The sequence below is a fragment of the Kineosporia rhizophila genome (assembly GCF_021277265.1).
GTDB classification, from domain to species: domain Bacteria; phylum Actinomycetota; class Actinomycetes; order Actinomycetales; family Kineosporiaceae; genus Kineosporia; species Kineosporia rhizophila.
On record NZ_JAJSOH010000012.1, the window covers coordinates 45360 to 69123 of the forward strand.

General features: G+C 71.5%; 4 protein-coding genes. 1 reads left to right on the forward strand and 3 read right to left on the reverse strand.

Annotated features, from left to right (window positions below; all coding sequences use genetic code 11):
- Positions 1–71 precede the first annotated feature (71 nt).
- Positions 72–1310 (reverse strand): monooxygenase, encoded by a 1239-nt coding sequence (locus tag LWF15_RS18520; protein WP_232812103.1) that lies wholly within the window; start codon positions 1308–1310, stop codon positions 72–74.
- 220 nt (positions 1311–1530) lie between these two features.
- Here LWF15_RS18520 and LWF15_RS18525 point away from each other — a divergent pair, with 220 nt between their 5' ends.
- On the forward strand, positions 1531–4521 hold the full coding sequence (locus tag LWF15_RS18525; RefSeq protein ID WP_232812104.1) for a non-ribosomal peptide synthetase: 2991 nt from the start codon (positions 1531–1533) through the stop codon (positions 4519–4521).
- A 48-nt stretch (positions 4522–4569) separates the two neighbouring features.
- Here the strand turns inward: LWF15_RS18525 and LWF15_RS18530 are convergent, their stop codons facing one another.
- Together LWF15_RS18530 and LWF15_RS36550 are read right to left on the reverse strand one after the other, a co-directional pair.
- Positions 4570–5322 (reverse strand): hypothetical protein, encoded by a 753-nt coding sequence (locus LWF15_RS18530; protein WP_232812105.1) that lies wholly within the window; start codon positions 5320–5322, stop codon positions 4570–4572.
- A gap of 174 nt (positions 5323–5496) precedes the next feature.
- Positions 5497–23748, reverse strand: coding sequence for a type I polyketide synthase (locus LWF15_RS36550; RefSeq protein ID WP_269810422.1), 18252 nt, complete (start codon positions 23746–23748; stop codon positions 5497–5499).
- Positions 23749–23764 lie beyond the last annotated feature (16 nt).

Consider the following 23764-nt stretch of genomic DNA (forward strand, 5'->3'; position numbering starts at 1 on the left):
TTTCCAACAAAGGACGAGTGTCCCCGCACCTTGAGCGCAAGGTGCGGGGACACTCGTCCTTTGTTCTGAACCTACGGGATGGTGACCGACATCAGGCCGATGCACATCTCGTCGCTGCTGCCGTCGCCGTAGACCACGTAGCGCGGCGGAAGCATCTTCAGCTGGGGCAGTTTCGAGCGCAGTGAGGCGTCGTGCGTGCAGGTGACCCGCACGGTGTCGCCCGGGCCGACCTTGACCGGCTCGGGCAGCGCCACCCGCTGCTGGTTGTCGAAGTCGAACACCGGCACGTCGAGCAGGGTCTGGGCCTTCGGCGTGCCCGGGTTCAGCTCGACCTTCAGCGCGGCGCCGAGCAGGTGCATGTGGCCCCGGCCGGCGTAGACCGTCATCTCCATCGGCACCTGGGTGTCGCAGGACTGGGTGTTGCCCGGTTTCACCTCGCCGCCGGCGCACTGGGCCACCAGACCCGGCTCGATCGCCGCCAGCTCGGCCCCGAAGCGCTCGGAGACGTCCTTCAGGGAGGCCTCCCGGTCGCACAGCGGCCCGGACTCCTCCTTGGTGCAGGGCAGCTCGATCGGTGCCATCAGCGGCACGTTGTACAGCGGCTTGGTCTCGGACGTGCCGTCGGACAGCCGCAGCCGGATGCCGGAGCGGTCCTCCGCACCCTCCTTGCCCCCGGTGGCCAGCAGGTTGTAGTGCACCTGGAGCACCAGCAGGCTGCCCGGCTGCATCTGGAAACCGACGTCCTGGGTGAGCAGCGACTCCTTGCCGTTCGGGGTCCAGGTGTCCACCCAGGCCGACTCCCCGGCCTGGCCGCGCACGCCGTCGGTGCCGAAGCACTGCCAGCCCTGGCCCTCGTCGTCGGCGTCCTTCTGCCGGGCGGCCGCCACGTTGGCCGGGTCGACCAGGTAGACGTTGGCGTGGTGCACGATGTCCTTGTTGGACGGCGCGAACTGGGCCCCGATCAGGAACTCCGGCTTGGCCAGGCCGGGATCGACCAGGAAGCAGCGGTAGTCGTCGGTGCCGCCGTTTACCGCCTTGGGCGCGTAGGCCTCCTCCATCCCGATCTCCAGGAAGCGCTCACCGTTGCGCAGCGCGACCTCGGGGGCGGGGATGCCGGGGTGACCGTGGGCACTCGCGCTGCTGGTGCTGTTGGTGCTGTCTACGCTCGAGGCGGAGGGCGTGCTGCCGGCCACCGCGGCCTCCAGCTCCTCCGAGCCCGTGTCCGAGCCGCAGGCCACCAGCGCCAGCACGCCCACCAGCGCACCGGCCAGCAGGCCGAGCCTGACCCGGGCCTTCTCACGTTTCGTCATTCCAACCTCAATCCGGGATGTATCCGGGAAGTGCCCGGGCAGTGCATGATCTGAGTACGGGTCACCGGTGCGCGGCGACCACCCGACGACGGGCAGCACGAAACCGTTCGATTCACTGCGGATCACGGCGATGGTAACGAGCCTTCTCACGCCGTCCGAACGCGTTCAACTGCGCATTCCCCGCAGTTAAACGCCCTTTCGAAGCACAAGGAGACTTGCGGTGAACACTTCGGGCCTGTCGTACGGCCGGGTGATGACCCCGATCGAGTGGCTCTACCTGGGCATGGGGTCGAACGTCATCCAGCACGTCTTCGAGGGAACCGGTGAGCTCGAGGTGGCCTCGTTCACCGAGGCCGTCGCCGTGGCCTCGCAGGCGTCGCCGGGTATGCGCCTGGTACGCAAGGGCCGTCGCTGGGCCGACTCCGGTGAGCCCTGGCCGGTGCGGGTGCTCGAGCTGGCCGAGGGTGAAGAACTGCTGGAGCACCCGGACCTGCAGACCACCCTGATGGAGGGCGGGCCGACCGGTGAGGTGCTGCTCGTGCCGGGCGCACCGTTCCGCCTGGTGTTCCGTGCTTTTCACGGGGTCACCGACGCGCGCGGCCTGCTGCTGTGGGCCGCCGACATCTTCCGGGTGCTGCGCGGCGAGGCACCGCTCGGCGCGCGTTCGTCACTGAACAGCGACGAGTTCCTGACCTCGGTGTTCGGCGCCGACCTGCCGCCGATCGGCAAACTGCCCGATACGCCGCGCTATCCCACCACGATGGCCGCCGTGCCCTCCCGCTCCGGGCCGCGGCACGGCCTGGTCTGGCGCCGGCGCAGCATCGACGGCATCTGCTCGGCGCCCACCGCCCGGGTCATGGCCGCCCTGTCCGCACTTTGTGAGCCGAACGCGCCGTCCGAGTTCATGATCTCGGTCGACCTGCGCCGTCACCGGCCGGAACTGCGCTCCACCGCCTGGCTCTCGCAGGTTCTGCCGCTCACCGTCGCACCCGGCGCCGGCTGGGAAGAGGTGCACTCCGACCTGTTGCGGGCCCTGGCCGAGAACCGGGAGGTACCCTCGCGCACCGCCGCCACCATGCGGCTGCTGCCGCTGCCGGTGGTCCGTTCGCTGCACAACACCCTCGAGGCCGGTGCCACCAAGAAGCACCGCTACCTGGCCACCGCCATCGTCACCAGTCTGGGCCACGTGCCCTTGGAGGAGTACACGGCCGAGGGCTTCCGGGCCACCGCCATGTACACCCTCGGCTCGCTGGTCTGGGCCGCTCCCCCGAGCGTCGACGTGGTCGAGACCGCCGGGCGCACTGAGCTGATTGTGACCTGGCGCGACGTGCCGGGCGCGGGTGAGAAGCTCGAGGAGCTTCTCGACGTACTGGTCGAGGCGCTCTCACCGGCCGCCGACCGGCAACAGCCCGCCAACCAACGCACCGCTGACTGGCCGTTCCACCCGAACGTCGTGGAAAGCGTCCGCAAACAGGCTCTTTCAACACCAACGGCGGTCGCTCTCTCCGAGATGGACGGCGCCGACGTCACATACCAGGAACTGAGCGAACGGGCCGATGCAGTGGCCACGCACCTGCAGGGCCAGGGCGTGGGCCAGGGCGACGTGGTGGGTGTGCTCACCGAGCGCACCCCTGCCGCCATCGCCGCCATGCTGGGCGTTCTGCGCGCCGGGGCGGCGTACCTGCCGCTCGACGTGCAGAACCCGGACGCCCGGCTGCGGGACCTGCTGGAAGACACGTCCGCCCGCATCTGCCTGGCCCAGAAACCGTTCGGCGACCGCAAGTGCTTCCCCGACGACTGCCAGATGGTCGACCTCGACGAACTGCCGGCGACGGCGGTCTTCGAGGACGTGGAACTGCGCGAGAACGACCTGGCGTACGTGATCTACACCTCCGGCTCGACCGGCAAGCCCAAGGGCGTGCAGATCGAGCACGGCGCCCTGATGAACTACCTGCACTGGGGTCTTTCGGAGTTCGGGGTCACCGCCGACACCCGGCTCCCGCTGCTCACCTCGCTGTCGTTCGACGTCACCGGCACCTCGGTGTTCCTGCCCCTGATCAGCGGCGGCACGGTGGTGCTGATGCGCGAGCAGCCCAATCACCTGTCGCTGCGCAAGCTGCTCACCACCACCGGATCGACCATGCTCAACCTGACCCCCTCACACCTGGAACTCATCGGCCGCCTCGACATCGCCCCGCCCGGGTTCCGCAGCATCGTGGTGGTCGGCGAGGCGCTACGGCTCGAGGTGGCCGCGCGGGCGCAGGAGATGTTCGGCGCCGAGTGCCGGATCATCAACGAGTACGGCCCGACCGAGGCCACCATCGGCATCACCTCGCACGTGTTCGACCCGGTGCTGGACGCTGAACGCAGCACGGTGCCGATCGGGGTTCCGGCGCCCAACACGCAGGTGCATCTGCTCGACCCCAGTGGACGTTTCGTGCCCACCGGCGAGGTCGGCGAGATGTACCTGGCCGGTGCCCAGCTGGCCCGGGGCTACCTGGGCCGGCCCGACCTCAACGCCGAGCGCTTCCCCACCCTGGTCGACGGCACCCGGCTGTACCGCACCGGTGACCTGGCCCGCTGGCTGCCCTCGGGCGGGCTGGAGTTCCTCGGCCGGATCGACGACCAGGTGAAGATCCGCGGGCACCGGGTCGAACCGGCCGAGATCGCCTCGGTGCTGGAGGAGCACCCGCAGGTCTCGCGGGCGGTGGTCGTGCCCCGCTCCGGGCCCACCGGCAAGGTGCTGTACGGCTATGTGCTCAGCGACTCCGAGGTCTCGGCCGACGAGTTGCTGGCCTTCGCCGGTGAGCGGCTGCCCGCATACATGGTTCCCGCTGCGGTGATTCAGGTTCCGGCCATTCCGTACAGCATCAGCGGCAAGGTGGATGCCCGAGCTCTGCCCGATCCGCTGGCCTCTTCGGTGGAGGCGCCGGTCGACCGGGGTGGCGACCAGGTGGAACTGGGGGTCGCGAGCGTGTGGTCGAAGGTGCTGGGGGTGGAGGCCGACCGGATCGCTTCGGATGCGGACTTCCATCACCTCGGGGGTGACTCGGTGGCCCTGCTGAACATGCTGGCCGGCGTGTGCCGGGAGGTGCTGCCCGCAGCGGCTGAAGACGAGTTCATGGGGCGGCTGGGCGAAATCGTGGCGCGGCCGACGCTGGCGAACGTTTCCGACGTGGCCCGGGAGGTGGGGGCGCTCGAGCGGGTGTAGCTGCATCGGCGCCGGCGGCGGGCAGAGCCCGGCGCCGGCGCTGTGCGCTCACTCCAGCCTGGTCTCGAGCCCCGGTGACTCCACCAGCCGGACCTTGACCGGCACGGTCCCGGTCGGGCTGACCTTCGCCCCGGCCTTCAGGGCCCGCTTGCGCAGGCGGCCGGGGTCGACGGTGGCACCCTTCTCCACCCGGTACGCGACCTGGATGCTGCCGTCACTTTCGGGTCCGCCGACGGCGTTCGCCACGCCCGGGTAGTCGGCCACGGCCCCGAAGATTGTCTCGGACATCCGCACCAGGTCCTTGTCGGCGAGCGGGGCGCCCCACTGCACCTCGACGTCCACGGCCGACTCGTCACCGATGCGCTTCAGCATGGCTGCGTCGGGCTTCTTGGTGAAGCGGATCCATGGGTACACCGAGACGCTCCGGTGCCACGCACACTGCACGTATCCGGACTTCGGGTCGGCCTCGAGATCGCTGGCCAGAGAGCCGAACTCCTGGCTGCCGTAATGGGTCGCGGTCACCTCGTCGAGCGATCGGCCGCTCCGCTCAGCAAGGTCCCGCAGCATGGATTCGTCCAAGGGTGCCCCGGTGCCCCGGCCCTGGACAATCATGGACTTGTAGCCGTGCTTCTCCTTCCGAACCGGGGTCACCGAGGCCGGCTTCGAAGGAGCCGGGCTCTGCACCGCAGCAGGTTGGGTGGAGGGCTGGGCCGGTTCCTCGGGCTGCGACACGGCCGCCACCGTACCTACCAGCACCGCGGCCACGGCGGCGGCCGACAGCAAGCTCGTTCGAGTGCGCACCATGAGCTCCCGGCGGAACGGTAGAGACGCGTGTACGACCTCAGTTCCATACGCAGAGTGACACGCGAACGCCGTGCGTGACAACCAGCCGATCAGAGGTACCTTCCTATCGCTGTTTTACCTGCCTAGGAGCCCCCGTCGGTATCTCGCCTGGGGCCTCCTAGGCGTTCACCTCTAGATGCCCAGCTCCCGGTCGATCAGGTCGAACATCTCGTCGTCGGTGGCGATCGTCAATTCTTCCAGGGCCGACTCCTGCCCGTTGCTGCGGCTGCGCAGGTTCTGCATCAGGCCTTCCAGGCGGGTGATGATCTCCGAGCGCTTGCGGCTGTCCTGCCCCACGCCGGCCAGAAGCGTCTCCAGTTGGTCGATGCCCTCGAAGACAGCGCCGTCCGCGTCTCCCTCGGCGGGCACGACCCCGGCGCGTAGGTATCCCGCCAGGGCCGAAGGCGTGGGGTAGTCGAAGATGACGCTGGCGGGCATGGTCAGGCCGGTCTCGGCGGTGAGCTGGTTACGTAGCTGCAGCGCGGTCAGGGAGGTAAAGCCGAGCTCCAGGAAGGAGCGGCCGGTGTCCAGGGCGTCGGGGCGGTTGAGACCCAGCACCTGGGCGGCCTGGGTACGCACCAGGTCGAGCACTGCGCGCTCGCGGGCGTTCGGGGGTAGGGCTGTGAGCCGGTCGGCCAGGGATTCCTGCGTTGCGGCGGTCGCACCCACCACCCGGCGAGTGCTGCCCGCCGAGGGGGAGCCGATCAGGCTGGCCAGGAGGGGCGGCAGCCCGACGCCGTTGTGGCGGCGGAGGGCGGCCTCGTCGAGGGGCACCTGGACCAGCACGGCCGACGAGGGCTGGTGGCTGAGCACCGCGTCGAGCCGGGACAGGCCGTCCTGGCTGGTCAGCGGGTGCAGGCCGGAGCGGGCAAGGCGCTGGCGGGTGGCGTCTTCCAGGTGCTCGGCCATGCCCGTGCTGTCTTCGAGCTGCCACGGTCCCCAGGCCAGCGACACGGCGGGTCGGCCGAGGGCGCGGCGGTGGGTGGCGAGGGCGTCGAGGAAGGTGTTGGCGGCGGCGTAGTTGCCCTGGCCCGCGTTGCCCCAGAGCCCGGCCATGGAGGAGAAGAGGACGAAGTGGTCGAGGTCGGCGGTGAGGGTGAGCTCGTGCAGGTTCCAGGCCCCGTCGACCTTGGGACGCAGCACGGTGTCGACGCGGTCGGGGGTGAGGGAGTCGATGATGCCGTCGTCGAGCACGCCGGCGGCATGGATGACGGAGCGAAGCGGAGTCTGGGCGGGGATGCGCTTGAGGACGGCGGTCAGGCCCGGCCGGTCGGTGACGTCGGCGGCGGTGATGCTGGCGGTGGCGCCGGCCTGGGCCACCTGGGCCGCGAGGGCCGCCAGGCCGGAGGCCTGGGGGCCCTGGCGGGTGATCAGCTCGACGCGTTCGGCCTGGCCGGTGGTCGCGACATGGAGGGCGACGAGTTTGCCCAGGGCGCCGGAGGCGCCGGTGAGGAGGAGGGTGCCCGGGGCGACGGTGCGTTCGGCGGGGTTGGTGGGCTGGGTTCGGGCCAGGCGCGGTGCGTGGAACTGCCCGGTGCGCAGGGCAAGTTGTGGTTCGCCGGTGGCCAGTGCTGCCGGGATCTGAGCGGGGTCGAGCGTTTCGCTGTCGAGGTCGAGCAGGACGATCCGGTCCGGATGCTCCGACTGAGCCACCCGGATCAGGCCCCAGACCGCGGCCGCCGCCAGATCCGGTGAGCTGTCGGCCGTTGCACCCCGGGTCACGACCACGAGTCGGCCCGGTTCGGCTGCAGCCAGCCACTGCTGCAGTTCGGCGAGCACGGCCTGCACGGTCGCGCGGGTGCTTTCGGGCACGGTGCCGGCTGCGATCGGGCGAACCTGAATTATGGACGGGTCGCGCGCCTCGATCTCGGAGGCGCCGGTCCCGATCGGGGTCCAGGTGAGTTGGAACGGCGATTCCTGGCTTTCGGCAACGATTTCACCGGCTTCCAGAGCCCGCGGAACTACCACACCGATGGACGCCACGAGCTCACCTTGGGTGTCGGTGAGGGTGATCGCGGTGCCCCCGGATTCCGCCGGCGCCAGGTGGGCCCGGGCGGTCGTCGCCCCGGTGGCCGTCACGGTCACGCCGTTCCACGCGGCGGTGAGCACGGGAGTACCCGAGTCACCCGACAGCAGGGGCTTGAGGGAGTCCAGGAGGTCGGGGTGCAGGGTGAAACCGGTGACGTCGGTGGAGCCGGCCAGGGTGACCTCGGCCCAGGTCTCCTCGCCTCGGCGCCAGACCGCGTTCACGTTGCGGAAGGTGGCCGAGGGGTCGGGCTGGGCGCCGGCGGGGGGCCACTCGTTGGCCGTTACCGGCGTCTGGTCGTCTCTTCGGAGCGTGAGGACCCCGGTTGCGTGCTCGGTCCAGGTGCCCTGTTCCGGGCGGGCGAAGAGCTTGACCTCGCGGCGGTCGCCGGCTGCGGCCAGTGCGGTGGGCACGGTCGCTGCTGTGACCGACGCGGTGTCCGTGTTGGGCGCGGTCGGCGCGGTGACAACCACCTGCACCTGCAGCGTGCTGCTGGCGGTGAGGGTCAGCGGGGCCTGGATGGTGAGTTCGGCGAGGTGCTGGTGGCCGGTCTCGTCCCCGGCCCGCATCGCCATCTCAACCACGGCGCTTTCCGGCACCACGATCGTGCCGCCGATCGCGTACTCGGCCAGCCAGGGCTGCGCGGCCAGGGACAGACGGCCGGTGAGGGCTACTCCCCCGGTGCCCGGCAGGTCCACGGCTGCCCCCAGCAGGGGGTGCCCGGCGGCCGACTGGCCCAGTTCTGAAGCGTCGACCGGGGCGCGGTTGGTGCTGAGCCAGAAGCGTTCCCGGGTGAAGGAGTAGTAGGGCAGCTCCACCCGCTGGGCGCCGGAGCCGGCGTAGAAGGCCGTCCATTCCACCGATGCGCCGCGCACGAACAGCTGCCCCAGCGCCGTCACCACGGTCAAAGGCTCGGCCTGGTCACGGCGCAGCATCGGCACCCAGGCCTCGGCCCGCCCAGCGCTCGTTTCCTCGGCGGTCTGCGGGCCCAGGGCCGAGAGCACGGCGTCGGGGCCGATCTCGACGAACGTCCGGGCTCCCTGATCCCGCAGGCCCGCCACGGCGTCGGCGAACCGCACCGGCTCCCGCACCTGCTGCACCCAGTACTGCGGGTCGGTCAGTTCCTCGTCGGCCGGCTTCCCGGTGACCGTCGAGACCAGCGGGATGCTCGGCCGCGAGTACGAGACCGAGGCCGTGACCTGCGCGTACTCGGCCAGCATGGGTTCCATCAGCGGCGAGTGGAAGGCGTGCGAGACCCGGAGGTCCCGGACCCGTACGCCACGTTCCCGGAAGACCGACCGGACCTCGGCGACCGCCTTCTCGTCGCCCGAGACGACCACCGCAGTGGGGCCGTTCACCGCTGCGACGGCCACCCCGTCCATTGTTGAGAGCACTTCGGCCACCTCGGCCTCGGTGGCCTGGACGGCGAGCATGGCGCCACCGGCGGGCAGCGCCTGCATGAGCCGGCCGCGCGCGCCGACCACGGCGCAGGCGTCGGACAGCGACCAGACCCCGGCCACGTGCGCCGCCGCCAGCTCACCGATCGAGTGCCCGGCGACCAGGTCGGGGCGGATGCCCCAGGACTCCAGCAGACGGAACAGCGCGACCTCGACCGCGAACAGACCGGCCTGCGCCCACACCGTGCGGTCGAGCACGTTGTCGCCCGAGCCGTCGCCGCCGATGATCGCCCGCAGGTAGCGGCCCGGCTGGTCGAGGTGCTCCTCCAGCCCGGCGCAGACCGCGTCGAAGGCCTGCGCGAACACCGGATAGGCGGCGTAGAGCTGCTCGCCCATCTCGACCCGCTGCGCGCCCTGGCCGGTGAAAACGTAGGCCAGGCGACCCAGTTCTCCGGTGGCGCCGGTGAGCACCAGACGTCCGGCCAGACCCTCGAGCAGTTCGTCGCGGCCGCTGCCGACCACCACGGCCCGGTGGGTCAGCGCAGTGCGGTTGGTGGCCAGGGACCAGGCCACGTCCTGCTCGCGCAGGCCGGGGCGGGCGGCGACGAACTCGCGCAGGCGCTGGGCCTGGGCTGCGAGCCGGTCCTCACCGCGGGCCGAGATCACCCAGGGCAGGACGGGTGCTGCGATTGCACCGTTCCCGTGCGTGTTCCCGTGCGCAGGCAGGGCGTTGTGCATGCTCTCCTCCGGTTCCGGGGCAGGCGGCTGCTCGATGATCACGTGGGCGTTGGTGCCGGAGAAGCCGAAGCTGGAGATCCCGGCCCGGCGCGGGCGCCCGGTGCCCGGCCGGTCCGGCCAGGGGGTGAGTTCGGTGGTCAGCCGGATGCTGCCGGCCTCCCAGTCGACCTGGTGGCTGGGCTCGTCCACGTGCAGGGTGGCCGGGACCACGCCGTGCTGCATGGCCTGGACCATCTTGATGATCCCGGCCACGCCGGCCGCTGCCTGGGTGTGGCCGATGTTCGACTTGACCGAGCCCAGCAGCAATGGATTCTCGTCGTCGTGAGCCTGGCCGTACGTCGCGAGCAGGGCCTGGGCCTCGATCGGGTCGCCCAGCCGGGTGCCGGTGCCGTGGCCCTCCACCACGTCTACGTCACCGGGCTGAAGCCCGGCGTTGGCCAGGGCCGCCCGGATGACCCGCTGCTGTGAAGGCCCGTTCGGCGCGGTGAGACCGTTGGACGCGCCGTCCTGATTCATTGCCGACCCCCGCACCACCGCGAGGATTCGATGATTGTTGCGTCGAGCGTCCGAAAGCTTTTCGACCACAAGGACACCCACGCCCTCACCCCAACCGGTGCCGTCGGCCGCGTCGGCGTAGGCCTTGCAGCGGCCATCGGCCGCGAGGCCGCGCTGGCGGGAGAAGTCGACGAAGATGCTGGGCGTGGCCATCACCGTGACACCCCCGGCCAGGGCCAGCGTGCACTCCCCCGAGCGCAGGGCCTGGGCGGCCAGGTGCAGGGCCACGAGTGAGGACGAGCAGGCCGTGTCCACGGTGACGGCCGGGCCCTCGAGGCCGAGTGCGTAGGCCACCCGGCCCGATGCGACACCGCCCGAGATGCCCGTTCCGACAAAGCCTTCGACATCGCCGGGGACGGCGCCGCCGCTGCTGTAGTCGTGGTAGATCAGGCCGGTGAACACGCCGGTGTCGCTGCCGTGCAGGCCCGCGATGTCGATGCCGGCGTCTTCCAGGGCCTGCCAGGACGTTTCCATCAGCAGACGCTGCTGCGGGTCCATGGCCAGCGCCTCGCGAGGGCTGATCCCGAAGAACTGGGCGTCGAAGTCGCCCGCGTTCCGCAGGAAGGCCCCGTCCCGCGCGTAGCTCTTGCCTACTGCGGCCGGGTCGGCGTCGAAAACCGTTGCCCATTCGGGGCCACGGTCGAGTGGGAACCCCCCGACCGCGTCCCTGCCCTCGGCCAGCATCTGCCAGAACTCGTCGGCCGAGGCGACCTCACCGTCGGCATCGCCGGGGAACCGGCAGCCCATCCCGACGATGACGATCGGGTCGTCGTCCGCCGCCACCACTCGTCCATCGGTGGTCTCTTGGGTCTTGTCGGCGCCTCCACCCAGCTCGCCGAGGACGTAGGCGGTCAGCGCGGTGGGCGTCGGGTAATCGAAGACGAGCGTGGCGGGCAGCCGCAGTCCGGTCGCCTCGCCGAGCTGGTTGCGTAGTTCCACTGCGGTGAGCGAGTCGAAACCGAGTTCCCGGAACGAGCGGTCGGCGTCGACCGCCTCAGGCCCGGCCAGCCCGAGAACTGCTGCCGCCCGGGAGAGCACCAGCGTCTTCAGTTCGGCCTCGGTGAGCTGGGAAAGGTCTGAGCGGCGGGCCGAGCCGGTGGCGGCCCGCCGGGTGCTGCGACTGCGGGTGACCAGGCCCGCCATCAGGGCCGGCACATTGCTGCTGGTGAAGACGCTGGGGTCGAGCCGGGCCGGAACGAGCAGGGCCCGGTCGTCGGTCGCGGCGGTGTCGAGCAGGGCGAGTCCGTCAGCGGCGCTGAGCGGTTCGAGGCCCTGGGCGGCCATGCGCTGCCAGTCGGCCTGGCCCAGGTTCCCGGCCATACCCGCTTGCTCAGCAAGCTGCCACGGACCCCAGGCCAGGGAGGTCGCTGGCAGCCCGGCGGCCTGGCGGTGGGCGGCCAGGGCGTCGAGCACGGTGTTGGCGGCCGCGTAACCGCCCTGCCCGGGGTTGCCCCAGATGCCGGCGATGCTCGAGAACAGCACGAACGCGTCCAGATCCAGGTGCCGGGTGAGCTCGTGCAGGTGCCAGGCGCCGTCCACCTTCGGCCGCAGCGCTGCTTCCAGGGCCTGCGGGGTGAGCGAGGTCAGCACTGCGTCGTCCAGAACGCCGGCCGCGTGGATCACGGCCCGGAGGTTGGGCGTGCCCGCGATGACCTGCTCCAGAGCGGCGCGGTCGGCCACATCGGCGGCCACCACGTCCACTGCAACCCCGAGCTCGACCAGTTCGGCGGCCAAATCGGTGGTGTTGCCCCGGCGCGAGAGCAGGACGATGCGCTCAGCCTGACCGGTGTCGGCGAAGTGCCGTGCGATCAGGCCACCCAGAGCCCCGGAAGCACCTGTGATGAGGACACTTCCGGCTCGCCGCGGCTGGGGGAAGGTGAGCACGACCTTGCCGATGTTGCGGGCCTGGCTGAGGTGGCGGAAGGCGTCGACGGCCCGCCGCACGTCCCAGGCCGCCACCGGCAGGGGCCGCAGGGCGCCGGCTGCGAACAGGTCGGTGAGCGCGGCGAACATCCGGCCGATCTCGGACGGGTCCAGCTCGAGCAGGTCGAACGCCTGGTACTGCAGACCGTCGTGGTCACGGGCCACGTCCACGGCGTTGCGGATGTCAGCCTTGCCCATCTCCACGAACCGGTTGTGCGAGCCGGCCGCCAGCCGCAGCGAAGCATCCACGAACTCACCGGCCAGCGAATCGAGAACGACGTCCACACCGCCGTTCTGGGCCCGGAACGCCTGCTCGAAGTCCAGGGTTCGCGAGGAGGCGATGCGCTCGGGCGCAAGGCCGAGATCCTTCAGCACCGACCACTTCGACGGGCTGGCGGTGCCGAAGACGGTGGCGCCGAGGTGCTGGGCCAACTGCACGGCGGCGATGCCGACGCCACCCGCCGCGGCGTGGATCAGGATCGACTCACCGGCCTGCAGATCAGCCAGTTCGACGAGGGCGTGGTAGGCGGTGAGGAAGACCACCGGGGCCGCGGCCGCCTCGGCGATGCTCCACCCCTGGGGCACCTTGGCCAGCAGTCGCTGGTCGGTGACCACCTCAGGGGCGAACGCGGCCGTGAACAGGCCCATCACGAGGTCGCCGGGCCGGAACTCAGCAACGTCGGGCGCGGTTTCGAGCACGACGCCCGCGCCTTCCAGGCCCAGCTGACCGGCTTCGCCCGGGTACATGCCGAGCACGTTCAGCACGTCGCGGAAGTTCACTCCGCCAGCCTTGAGCGCCACCCGGACCTGGCCGGGGCTCAGCCGCTGGACCGGTTCGGTCTCGGCCAGCGTCAGGTTGTCGAGGGTGCCGCGCTCAGTGAAGTCCAGCCGCCAGTTGTCCACGGCGGGGGTCTTCAGCGCGGTGTTCTTCGTGGCGCGGGCCAGGCGGGGAACCAGGAACTGGCCTGCCCGGACGGCGATCTGGGGTTCGGCAGAGGCGAGCGCGGTCTGGAACTGCTCCGGAGTCTCGCTGCCGTCGAGGTCGATCAGGGCCAGCCGGCCGGGGTTCTCGCTCGCCGCCACCCGGATCAGGCCCCAGACCGAGGCCGCGGCCAGGTCGAGGTCGTGCTGGCCGGGGCCGGCGGCGATGCCGTTGTGAGTGACGACGACCAGGCGAGTTCCGGCCAAAGGGGTTTCCGAGAGCCAATCCTGGACGCTCTGCAGGGTTTGGGCGGCCGTGGCCCGAACTCGCTCTGGCAGCGGCGCTGCGGCGTTCGTGTCGGTGTTGGCCGGCAGATTGAGGACGAGGGTGGCGGGCATGGTTGCGGATTCGTCGCCGAGGGTGGCCAGGAGTTGGGCGACGCTGGAGTGGACCGGGGTGGCAGCCGGTAGGCCCAGGGGGGCCTCCTTCACCGGGCTGGCGGGTCGCAGGATGGCCAGACTGCCCAACGAGGTGTGCTGCTTTTCGGTCGCGAAGTCGCTCGGCGGGTTGACCCATTCCACGGTGAAGAGGGCTTCACTGCCGGTCTCGGCAACCTGGGCTTCCAGTGGACGCAGCGCCAAGTTGCCGATGGTGACGATCGGAACGCCTGAGCCGTCGGCCAGGGTCAGCGCCGTGCCGTCTCCCGAAGCGGCCGGGGTCAGGTGCACACGACCAGCGCGAGCGCCGGTGGCGTGCACGGTGACGTCGGTCCAGGCGAACGGCAACCGGGGGCGGCTGCCAGTGCCGTTGCCGCTGCTGTCGTTGACGCTGACGCTGGCCAGCGCGATCGGGTGCAGGGCGGCGTCGAGGAGCGCGGGGTGGATCCCGAAACCGCTGACGGGCGTGTCTTCGGGCAGCTGGATCTCGGCGAACAGCTCGTCCCCGCGACGCCAGACCGCCTGCACCCCCTGGAACAGGGCGCCATAGCTCAGGCCCTGCTCGGCCAGACCTGCGTAGAAGCCGTCCAGGCTCTCAGGCTCGGCCGTCACCGGGGGCCAGACCGCGGCCTCGCCGATAGATGCGCCGTCTTCGATGTCCCCGAGCCGGCCCACAGCGTGTCGGGTCCAGGCGTTGGACGGGTCTTCCCGTTCGGGCTGGGAGTAGATGGCCAGGTCGTCGCCGTCCACCGTCACCTGCACCCGCACGCCGCCCTGTTCCGCGAGCACGAGGGGCGCCTCGATGATCAGCTCGGACAGCTGCGAGCGGCCCGCCTCGTCACCGGCCCGGACGGCCATCTCGACCAGCGCGGCGCCGGGCACGACGATCCTGCCGGCCACCTGGTGCTGGGCCAGCCAGGGCTGAGCGACGGTAGAGAGCCGGCCGGTAAGAACCAGCCCACCGCTGGCAGGGAGGTTGACGGCAGCGCCGAGCAGCGGGTGGCCGGAGGAGCCGAGACCGAGACCGGTGGCGTCCGAGCGGCCGGTGCCCGAGCTCAGCCAGTAGCGCTGGCGGGTGAAGGCGTAGGTGGGCAGGTCGACCCGGCGAGCGCCGGAACCGGCGAAGAACCGTGGCCAGTCCACCCCGCCGCCCCGCACGTGGAACCGGCCCAGGGCCGAGACCAGGGTGGTGGCCTCGGCCCGGTCACGACGCTGCAGCGGCAGCCAGGCCTCGTCCTCTTCCGCGCTCTGCGCACCCAGGCCGGACAGCACGCCGTCCGGTCCGAGCTCGACGAACGTCCTGACTCCGCTCTCCCGCAGCGTGCTCACCGCGTCGGCGAACCGCACGGCTTCCCGCACCTGACGTACCCAGTACTGCGGGTCGGTCAGCTCGTCGCCGGCCAGGGCGCCGGTCAGCGTGGAGACCAGCGGGATCTTTGGCGTGGCATAGGAGACCGAGGCCGTGACCCGGCCGAACTCGGCCAGCATGGGTTCCATCAGGGCCGAGTGGAAGGCGTGCGAGACGCGCAGCTTGCGCACCCGGATCTCGCGCTGGGTGAAGAGCTCGGCCAACTGGTCGACGTCGGTTTCCGGGCCGGAGACCACCACGGCGTTGGGACCGTTGACCGCGGCGATGCTCACGCCACTGTTCAGGGCTTCCCGGACCACGTCCTCCGGAGCCGCGACCGACAGCATGGCCCCACCCTCGGGCAGAGCCTGCATCAGCCGACCGCGGGCGGCGACCACGGCACAGGCGTCGGCCAATGACCAGACCCCGGCGACGTGCGCGGCCGCCAGCTCACCGATTGAGTGCCCGGCCACCAGCGCCGGACGCACACCCCAGGACTCGAGCAGGCGGAACAGGGCGACCTCGACGGCGAACAGACCGGCCTGGGCCCACACCGTCTGGTTGATACTGTCGCTGACTTCCCCGGCGATGACCTGCTTGAGCGTGAGTCCGGAGCGGTGCTGACCAAGGTGTTCTTCCAGGCCCGCGCAGACCGCGTCGAAGGCCTCGGCGAAGACCGGGTAGGTGGCGTGGAGCTGCTGCCCCATGCCGATCCGCTGGGCACCCTGGCCGGTGAAGACGAAGGCCACCTTGCCCAGGGCCCCGGTGTGCCCGACGGCGTGCTCGCCCGGCCGATCGTCGGCGAGGGCCTGGAGGTTGTCGAGAAGTTCGGCCTCGGAGGCACCGACGACCACCGCTCGGTGGCCCATCTGGGCGCGGGTGGTGGCCAGTGACCAGGCAATGTCGGCGGCCGAGGCAGTGCCGGTGGCCGAGGCAGTGTCGGCGGCCGAGGCTGTGCCGGCGGCTGAGGCTGTGCCAGTGGCTGAGGCGGTGCCGGTGGTGATGCCCTCGCGGACGGCGGCGGCCAGGCGGGCAGCCTGGGCTGCGAGGCCGGCTCGGCTGCGGGCCGAGATCAGCCAGGGAAGCACCGGTGCCGCGGGGGCGGGGGTCGGGTGGACGGAGATGGGTTCGGTGGAGGTGGCGGCCGAAGCGGACCGCGCCGAGGCGGTGACCGTGGCGGTCGCGGAGGCAGTGGGCGGGGCGGAGGCGGGGGTCGCCTTCGGCTCGAGCTCGTCCGGGGCCTGTTCCAGGATCACGTGGGCGTTGGTGCCGCTGAAGCCGAAGCTCGACACGGCGGCCCGGCGGGGACGGCCGGTCTGCGGCCAGGCCGTTTCCGCCGTGACGAGCTGGACGGCGCCGGTGCTCCAGTCGACCTGGGTGCTGGGCGCGTCTACGTGCAGGGTAGCCGGGACCACGCCGTGCCGCATCGCCTCGACCATCTTGATGATCCCGGCTACGCCCGCGGCCGCCTGGGTGTGGCCGATGTTCGACTTCACCGAGCCCAGCAGCAGCGGATTCTCGTCGTCGTGAGCCTGGCCGTACGTCGCGAGCAGAGCCTGGGCCTCGATCGGGTCGCCAAGGCGGGTGCCGGTGCCGTGGCCCTCGACCACGTCCACGTCGCCCGCTTCCAGTCCGGCGCCGGCCAGAGCGGCCCGGATGACGCGTTGCTGGGACGGTCCGTTCGGGGCGGTGAGGCCGTTGGACGCGCCGTCCTGGTTCATAGCCGACCCCCGCACCACCGCGAGGATCCGATGTCCGTTGCGGCGAGCGTCCGAAAGCTTCTCCACCACAAGGACACCGACGCCCTCACCCCAACCGGTGCCGTCGGCGGCGTCGGCGTAGGCCTTGCAGCGGCCGTTCACGGCCAGCCCACGTTGGCGGGAGAACTCGACGAACGTGCCGGGGGTGGCCATGACGGTAGCGCCGCCGGCGAGCGCGAGGTCGCACTCCCCCGACCTCAGCGCCTGAACGGCCAGGTGCAGGGCGACCAGCGAGGAGGAGCAGGCCGTGTCCACGGTGACCGCGGGCCCTTCGAGGCCCAGCACGTAGGACACCCGACCCGAGGCCACACCGCCCGAATTGCCGGTGCTGACGTAGCCTTCCACCTCTTCGACGGGTACATCACCCGTGCTGTAGTCGTGGTAGATCAGGCCGGTGAACACGCCGGTCGCGCTGCCGGTCAGCGACTCGGGGTTGATCCCGGCGTTCTCCAGCGCCTCCCAGGAGGTTTCGAGCAGCAGGCGCTGCTGCGGGTCCATGGCCAGCGCCTCGCGGGGGCTGATGCCGAAGAAGTGCGCGTCGAAGTCACCGGCGTCGTGCAGGAATCCGCCGACCCCCGAATAGGTCTTGCCGCTGGCCGCCGGGTCTGGGTCGACGACGCCCTCCCAGGCCGGGCCGCGGTCGCGGGGGAAGCCGGTGATCGCGTCGGTGCCTGAGGTGAGCAGGTCCCAGTACTGGCCCGCCGAGCCGACCCCGCCCGGGAATCGGCAGCCCATGCCGACAATCACGATTGGGTCGTCGGCCGTCCCTGCGGCCGATTCCGGGGCCGGGACGGTGACCGACGTAAGGACGTCGTCCACCAGTTCGCGGATCACGAAGGCGGCCAGCGCGGTCGGGGTCGGGTAGTCGAACACCAGAGTGGCCGGGAGCTTCAGGCCGGTTGCGGCGCCCAGGCGGTTACGCAGTTCGACCGCGGTGAGCGAGTCGAAGCCCAGTTCTCGGAACGAGCGGCCGGTGTCCACGGCCGAGAGCCCGTTCATGCCGAGCACGGTGGCGGCCTGGCTCAGGACGAGGTCGCGTACCAGTTCTTCGCTCTCGGCGGGGCTGAGCGGGGCCAGGCGCTGGGCGAGGCCTTCCCCAGTGGTGGTTGTGGTGGCGCTCAGAGCGCGCCGGGACGAGTGGGCCGGGGCCAGGCCGGAGAGCAGGGCCGGGACCTCGGTGGCGCGACGCAGACGGGCTCGGTCGATGCGGGCGGGTACGAGGAGAGCCTGGGCGGGGGTGGTCCGGCTGACCGCGTCGAACAGCGCGAGACCGTCGGACTCGCTCAGCGGCTGCATGCCCTGCGCGGCCATGCGCTGCCAGTCGGCCGCGGTCAGGTGCCCCGTCATGCCTCCGGCGGTGCTGTCGGTCGTGAGCTGCCAAGGGCCCCAGGCCAGCGAGACGCCGGGCAGGCCTTCGGCCCGGCGGGCGGCGGCGAGGGCGTCGAGGAAGGTGTTGGCGGCGGCGTAGTTGGCCTGGCCGGGGTTGCCGAGAACGCCTGCGACGGAGGAGAAGACCGCGAACAGGTCGAGGTCGGTGCTACGGGTGAGCTCGTGCAGGTTCCAGGCGCCGTCGATCTTGGCGCGCAGGACAGGGCGCAGGCGTTCGGGGGTCAGGGCGCCGATCAGTCCGTCGTCGATCACACCGGCTGCGTGCACGACGCCCTTCAGAGGGCCCCTGAGTCCGGCGATCACGGCGGCCATGGGTGCGCGGTCGGCGGCGTCCACCGCCAGGACCCGCACGGTGACGCCGGTGGTGGCCAGTTCAGCGGCGAGAGCGGCGGTTCCGGTGGCCGAGGGGCCGCGGCGGGAAAGCAACACCAGTTCGGGCGGGGAAGCGACGCCGGGCGTGGCACTCAGCGGGCTGGCGGGCGTAGCGGCAGGCGTGGCAGCCAGCTTGCTGCCCTGCGTGGCGGCAGGCGTGGCGGCAGGCGTAGCGGCAGGCGTGGTGCCCGGCGTAGTCGATGCGGCGGCTGCCGGGGAGGCCGCGGTGTTGTTGCCAGTGGGCAGGACAGCGGAGGCGGCGAGCTGGCGGGCCAGTTGCCGGGCGACGAGCGCGCCGAGGGCGCCGGAGGCACCCGTGAGCAGGATGGTGCCGCTCAGGTCGGCCGATGGGAAGGTGAGCACGACCTTGCCCACGTTGCGGGCCTGCTGCAGGTAGCGGAAGGCTTCCGGGGCCTGGCGCACGTCCCAGGCGGCGACCGGCAGGGGCCGCAGGGCACCGGTGGCGAAGAGCCCGGTCAGCGCCGAGAGCATCCGGCCGATCTCGTCCGGTCCGAGCTCCAGCAGGTCGAACGCCTGGTACCAGAGGCCCTCGTGCTCACAGGCCACGTCGGCGGCCTCGCGGATGTCGGCCTTGCCCATCTCGACGAACCGGTGGCCTTCACCCGCAGCCAGCCGCAGCGAGGCATCCACGAAGTCACCGGCGAGCGAGTCCAGGACCACGTCCACCCCGCCACCGCTGACGGCGCGGAAGGCCGGCTCGAAGTCCAGGGTTCGGGAGGAGGCGATGTGGTCGTCGGTCAGTCCGAGCTCGCGCAGCACCGGCCACTTCGGGGTGCTGGCGGTGCCGAACACGTGCGCGCCCAGGTGCTGGGCCAGCTGGACGGCGGCGATGCCCACGCCACCGGCGGCGGCGTGGATCAGGATCTTCTCGTCGCGCTTGAGGTCGGCCAGTTCGACCAGCGCGTAGTAGGCGGTGAGGAAGACAACCGGAGCTGCGGCGCCCTCGGCCAGGGTCCAGCCCGGCGGCACCGGGGCGAGCATGCGCTGGTCGGCCACCGCCTCGGGGCCGAACACCCCCGGGAACAGACCCATCACGTGGTCTCCGGGCTGCAGGGCGGTGACGTCGGCGGCGGTCTCGACGACCACGCCGGCGCCTTCCAGGCCCAGCTTGCCCGGATCGCCCGGGTACATGCCGAGCACGTTGAGCACGTCGCGGAAGTTCAGGCCACCGGCGCGCAACTGAACGCGCACCTGGCCGGGCTGCAGCTCGGCGGCCGGTTCCATCGGGGCCAGCTCGAGGTTCTGCAGGGTGCCCCGGCCGGTGAAGTCCAGGCGCCAGCTGCCCTGCGGCACGGTGAGCGCCTGAGCGGGACGGACCAGGCGCGGAACCAGGATCTTGCCCTGGCGAACGGCGAACTCGGGCTCACTGAGGGAGGCCCCGCCCGAGAGCAGGGCACTGAAAGCAGCCATGCGGTCGCCGTCGCCCGCCGGGCCCATCAGGTCGGCCAGCTCATCGACGTCGGCCAAGGCGATCCGGCCCGGGTTCTCCGCTGCGGCTGCGCGCACCAGACCGGTCAGGGCCGAAGCCCTCAGGTTCAGCCGCACTCCCCCGGCATCCACCGCGCGCTCGGTAACGACCAACAGCCGGGACGAGGCGAGAGCCGTTTCCCGGAGCCAGCTCTGAAGCATTCCGAGCAGATCGGTGACAGCGGTCGCCGCGCCCTCAGGCAGAGCCACCACGGCCGACGTGTTGGGAAGGCAGAACACGACGACGGTCTTCGGCAGCGCGTCCTCGGGGTAAGCCCCAACCAGCTCGCCCAGATCGTCGAAGCGCCGCACTCCTTCGAGGCCCGTCCCACCGATCACCGCCCAGTCGTCGACCGGCGTCTCAGTGGCCTCGGCACGCACCCAGTCGAGGCCGAAGAGCGCTTCGCGCAGCAGCCCGGCATCCTGGCTCTTAGCCGTGAAAGCCTGTAGTGAAAGGGAACCCACAGTCGCGATCGGCTGACCAGAGTCGTCCGTGAGATCCACGCTGTAGGCGTCGCCGACCGGAGCAATGCGCACCCGGGCCGCACGGGCGCCGGTGGCGTGCACCACCACGTCGTTCCAGGCAAACGGAACGCGCACCTGTGCCCCGGCGGCCACGGAGATGCCGTGCAGGGCAGCATCGAGCAATGCCGGGTGCAGCCCGAAGCCCGAAACGTCCACCGTCTCGGGCAGGGCGACCTCGGCGAACACCTCGTCACCGCGGCGCCAGACGGCCTTCACTCCCTGGAACACCGGGCCATAGCTCAGCCCAGTGTCCGAAAGAGCTTGATAATCAACAATGGACGCATCAGCGCCAGCGGGCGGCCAGGCGGCCGGTTGCGTGGTTGCGGACTGGGTGACGGTGTCCGGCCCTGCCGGCTCCAACAGGCCGGCGGCGTGCCGGAACCAGGTGCCGGTGACGTCGTCGTGCTCGGCCTGGGAATGGATCGAGACCTGGCCGGAAGACCCCAGCACCACCTGCACGCGCAGTCCGGAGGTGGCCGGAAGCACCATCGGCGCCTCGATCACCAGCTCGGAGAGCCGTCCCAGGCCGATCTCGTCACCGGCCCGCACGGCCATCTCGACCAGGGCCGTGCCGGGTACCACCACCTGCCCGGCCACCCGGTGGTCGGCCAGCCAGGGCTGGGTGTGCAGAGCCAGCCGGCCGGTGAGCATGAGCCCGCCGCTGGCGGCCAGGCTGACGGTGGCTCCGAGCAGCGGATGCCCGGCCACCGACTGCCCCAGGCCGGCCAGATCGGCACTGTCGGTGCGCGGGACGACCCAGTAGTGCTCGTGCGTGAAGGAGTACGTCGGCAGGTCCACCCGGCGGGCACCGGTGCCGGTGTAGAAGGCCGGCCAGTCCACCGTCAGGCCCCGGGTGTGCACCTTGCCCAGAGCGGTGATCAGGCAGGTGGCCTCGTCCCGGTCGCGGCGCAGCACCGGCAGCCAGGCCTCACCCGCTTGAGCAGCGTCGTCGGCGCCGAGGGCGGAGAGCACAGCGTCCGGGCCCAGCTCGACGAAGGTACGCACGTCACGCTCGCGCAGCACCTTCACCGCGTCCGCAAGCCGCACCGGCTCGCGCACCTGCCGGACCCAGTAGGCCGGATCGGTGAGCTCGTCGGTCACCGGCAGCCCGGTGACGGTCGAGACGATCGCGATCTGCGGACGCTCGTAGGCCACCGAAGCGGTGACCCGGGCGAACTCGGCCAGCATCGGCTCCATCAGGGCCGAGTGGAAGGCATGGGAGACCCGCAGACTGCGCACCCGCACGTCCTGGGCCTCGAAGTGCTCCCGCACCCGGGCGACCGCCTCAGCCTGGCCCGAGACCACCACAGCGGCCGGGCCATTGACGGCGCCGAGGTCGACGCCCTCGATGCTGTCGATCACCTCGCGCACGGTGGCCTCGTCGGCCTGGACCGCGAGCATCGCCCCGCCGGAGGGCAGGGCCTGCATCAGCCGGCCACGGGCGGCGACCACCGTGCAGGCGTCGGCGAGCGACCAGACCCCGGCCACGTGGGCCGCGGCCAGCTCGCCGATCGAGTGCCCGGCCATCAGGTCGGGCCGGACGCCCCAGGACTCGAGCAGACGGAACAGCGCCACCTCGACCGCGAACAGGCCGGCCTGGGCGTACTGGGTCTGGTTCAGCAGTTCCTGGTCGTCCCCGCGGATCACGTCGGCCAGCGTCCGGTCGAGATGCTGGTCCAGCTCGGCACCGACGGCGTCGAAGGCCTGAGCGAAGACCGGATAGGCGGCATGCAGCTGCTGACCCATCGCGAGGCGCTGTGCGCCCTGTCCGGTGAAGACGAACGCGAGCCGGCCCGCCGGGCCGGCCACCACGTCCATTGTTGGGGCATCAGCCAGATCGGACAGCCCGGAGACCAACTCGGCGGCCGACGAACCCACGACCACTGCGCGGTGCGAGAGCCCGGCGCGGGCGGTGGCCAGCGACCAGCCGACGTCGGCCGGGTCGATCCGCTGCCCCAGCGGGGATTCGTGCAGGGTTTCGCCGGAGGGGCGCTCACGGACGAAATCGGCCAGGCTGCGGGCCTGCTCGGCCAGGCCCTCGGCGCTGCGGGCCGACAGCAGCCAGGGCACGGCCCTTGCCGTGGTGGGGTTCTCGGCGGCCGGCGCGTCACCCAGCGTCGAGGTTTCCTCGGGGGCCTCCTCGATGATGACGTGGGCGTTGGTGCCGGAGAACCCGAAGGACGAGATGCCCGCGCGGCGCGGCCGGTCGCGGCGCGGCCAGGCGACCGGCTCGGTGACCAGCTCGATCGCCCCCGCGGCCCAGTCCACGTGCGAGCTGGGCGAGTCCACGTGCAGGGTGGCCGGGACCACGCCGTGGCGCATCGCCTGGATCATCTTGATCACCCCGGCCACCCCGGCGGCGGCCTGGGTGTGACCGATGTTCGACTTGACCGAGCCCAGCAGCACCGGGTTCTCGTCGTCATGAGCCTGCCCGTAGGTGGCCAGCAGGGCCTCGGCCTCGATCGGGTCGCCCAGCCGGGTGCCGGTGCCGTGGCCCTCGATCACGTCGACCTCACCGGCCGAGAGCCCGGCGCCGGCCAGCGCGGCCTGGATCACCCGTTGCTGGGAGGGGCCGTTCGGCGCGGTCAGGCCGTTGGTGGCACCGTCCTGGTTGATCGCGCTGCCGCGCAGCACGGCCAGTACGCGGTGGCCGTTCTTCTTGGCGTCGGAGAGCTTCTCGAGCACGAGGACGCCGACGCCCTCGCCCCAGCCGGTGCCGTCGGCGGCGTCGGCGTAGGCCTTGCAGCGGCCGTCGGCGGCCAGGCCGCGCTGGCGGGAGAACTCCACGAAGGTGCCCGGCCGGGCCATCACGGTGACCCCGCCGGCCAGGGCCAGGTTGCACTCCCCCGAGCGCAGCGCGGCGGCGGCCAGGTGCATCGCGACCAGCGAGGACGAGCAGGCCGTGTCGACGGTGAGGGCCGGGCCCTCCAGGCCGAGGGCGTAGGAGACGCGGCCGGAGGCGACCCCGCCCGAGGCGCCGGTGCTGACGTAGCCCTCGACCTCGTCGATCCCGTCGGCGGCGTAGTCGTGGTAGATCAGGCCGGCGAAGACGCCGGTCGGGCTGCCGTGCAGGCCGGCCGGGTCGATCCCGGCGTTCTCCAGCGCCTCCCAGGAGGTCTCGAGCAGGAGTCGTTGCTGCGGGTCCATGGCCAGGGCCTCGCGCGGGCTGATCCCGAAGAACTGCGCGTCGAAGTCGCCCGCCCCGGGCAGGAACGCGCCCTCACGCGAGTAGCTCTTGCCGAACGCCTCGGGGTCGGCGTCGTAGACCTCGCCCCACTGCGTGCCCCGGTTCTGCGGGAACTCGCCGACCGTGTCCCGGCCGGCGGTGAGCAGATCCCAGAACTCCTCCGGCGAGGCCACCCCGCCGGGGAACCGGCAGGCCATCCCCACCACGGCCATCGGCTCGAACCGGTCCTCCTCGATCCGGCGCAGTCGCTCCCGCGTCTGCGCCAGGTCGGTGGTGACCCGCTTGAGATAGTCGCGAAGCTTGTCCTCGTTGGCCATCCGGCGACCCTCTCCA

Excerpts from the sequence above, each read along its gene's own strand:
- LWF15_RS18520 (WP_232812103.1), bottom strand. The coding sequence starts at position 1,310 with ATGACGAAACGTGAGAAGGCCCGGGTCAGGCTCGGCCTGCTGGCCGGT.
- LWF15_RS36550 (WP_269810422.1), bottom strand. The coding sequence starts at position 23,748 with ATGGCCAACGAGGACAAGCTTCGCGACTATCTCAAGCGGGTCACCACC.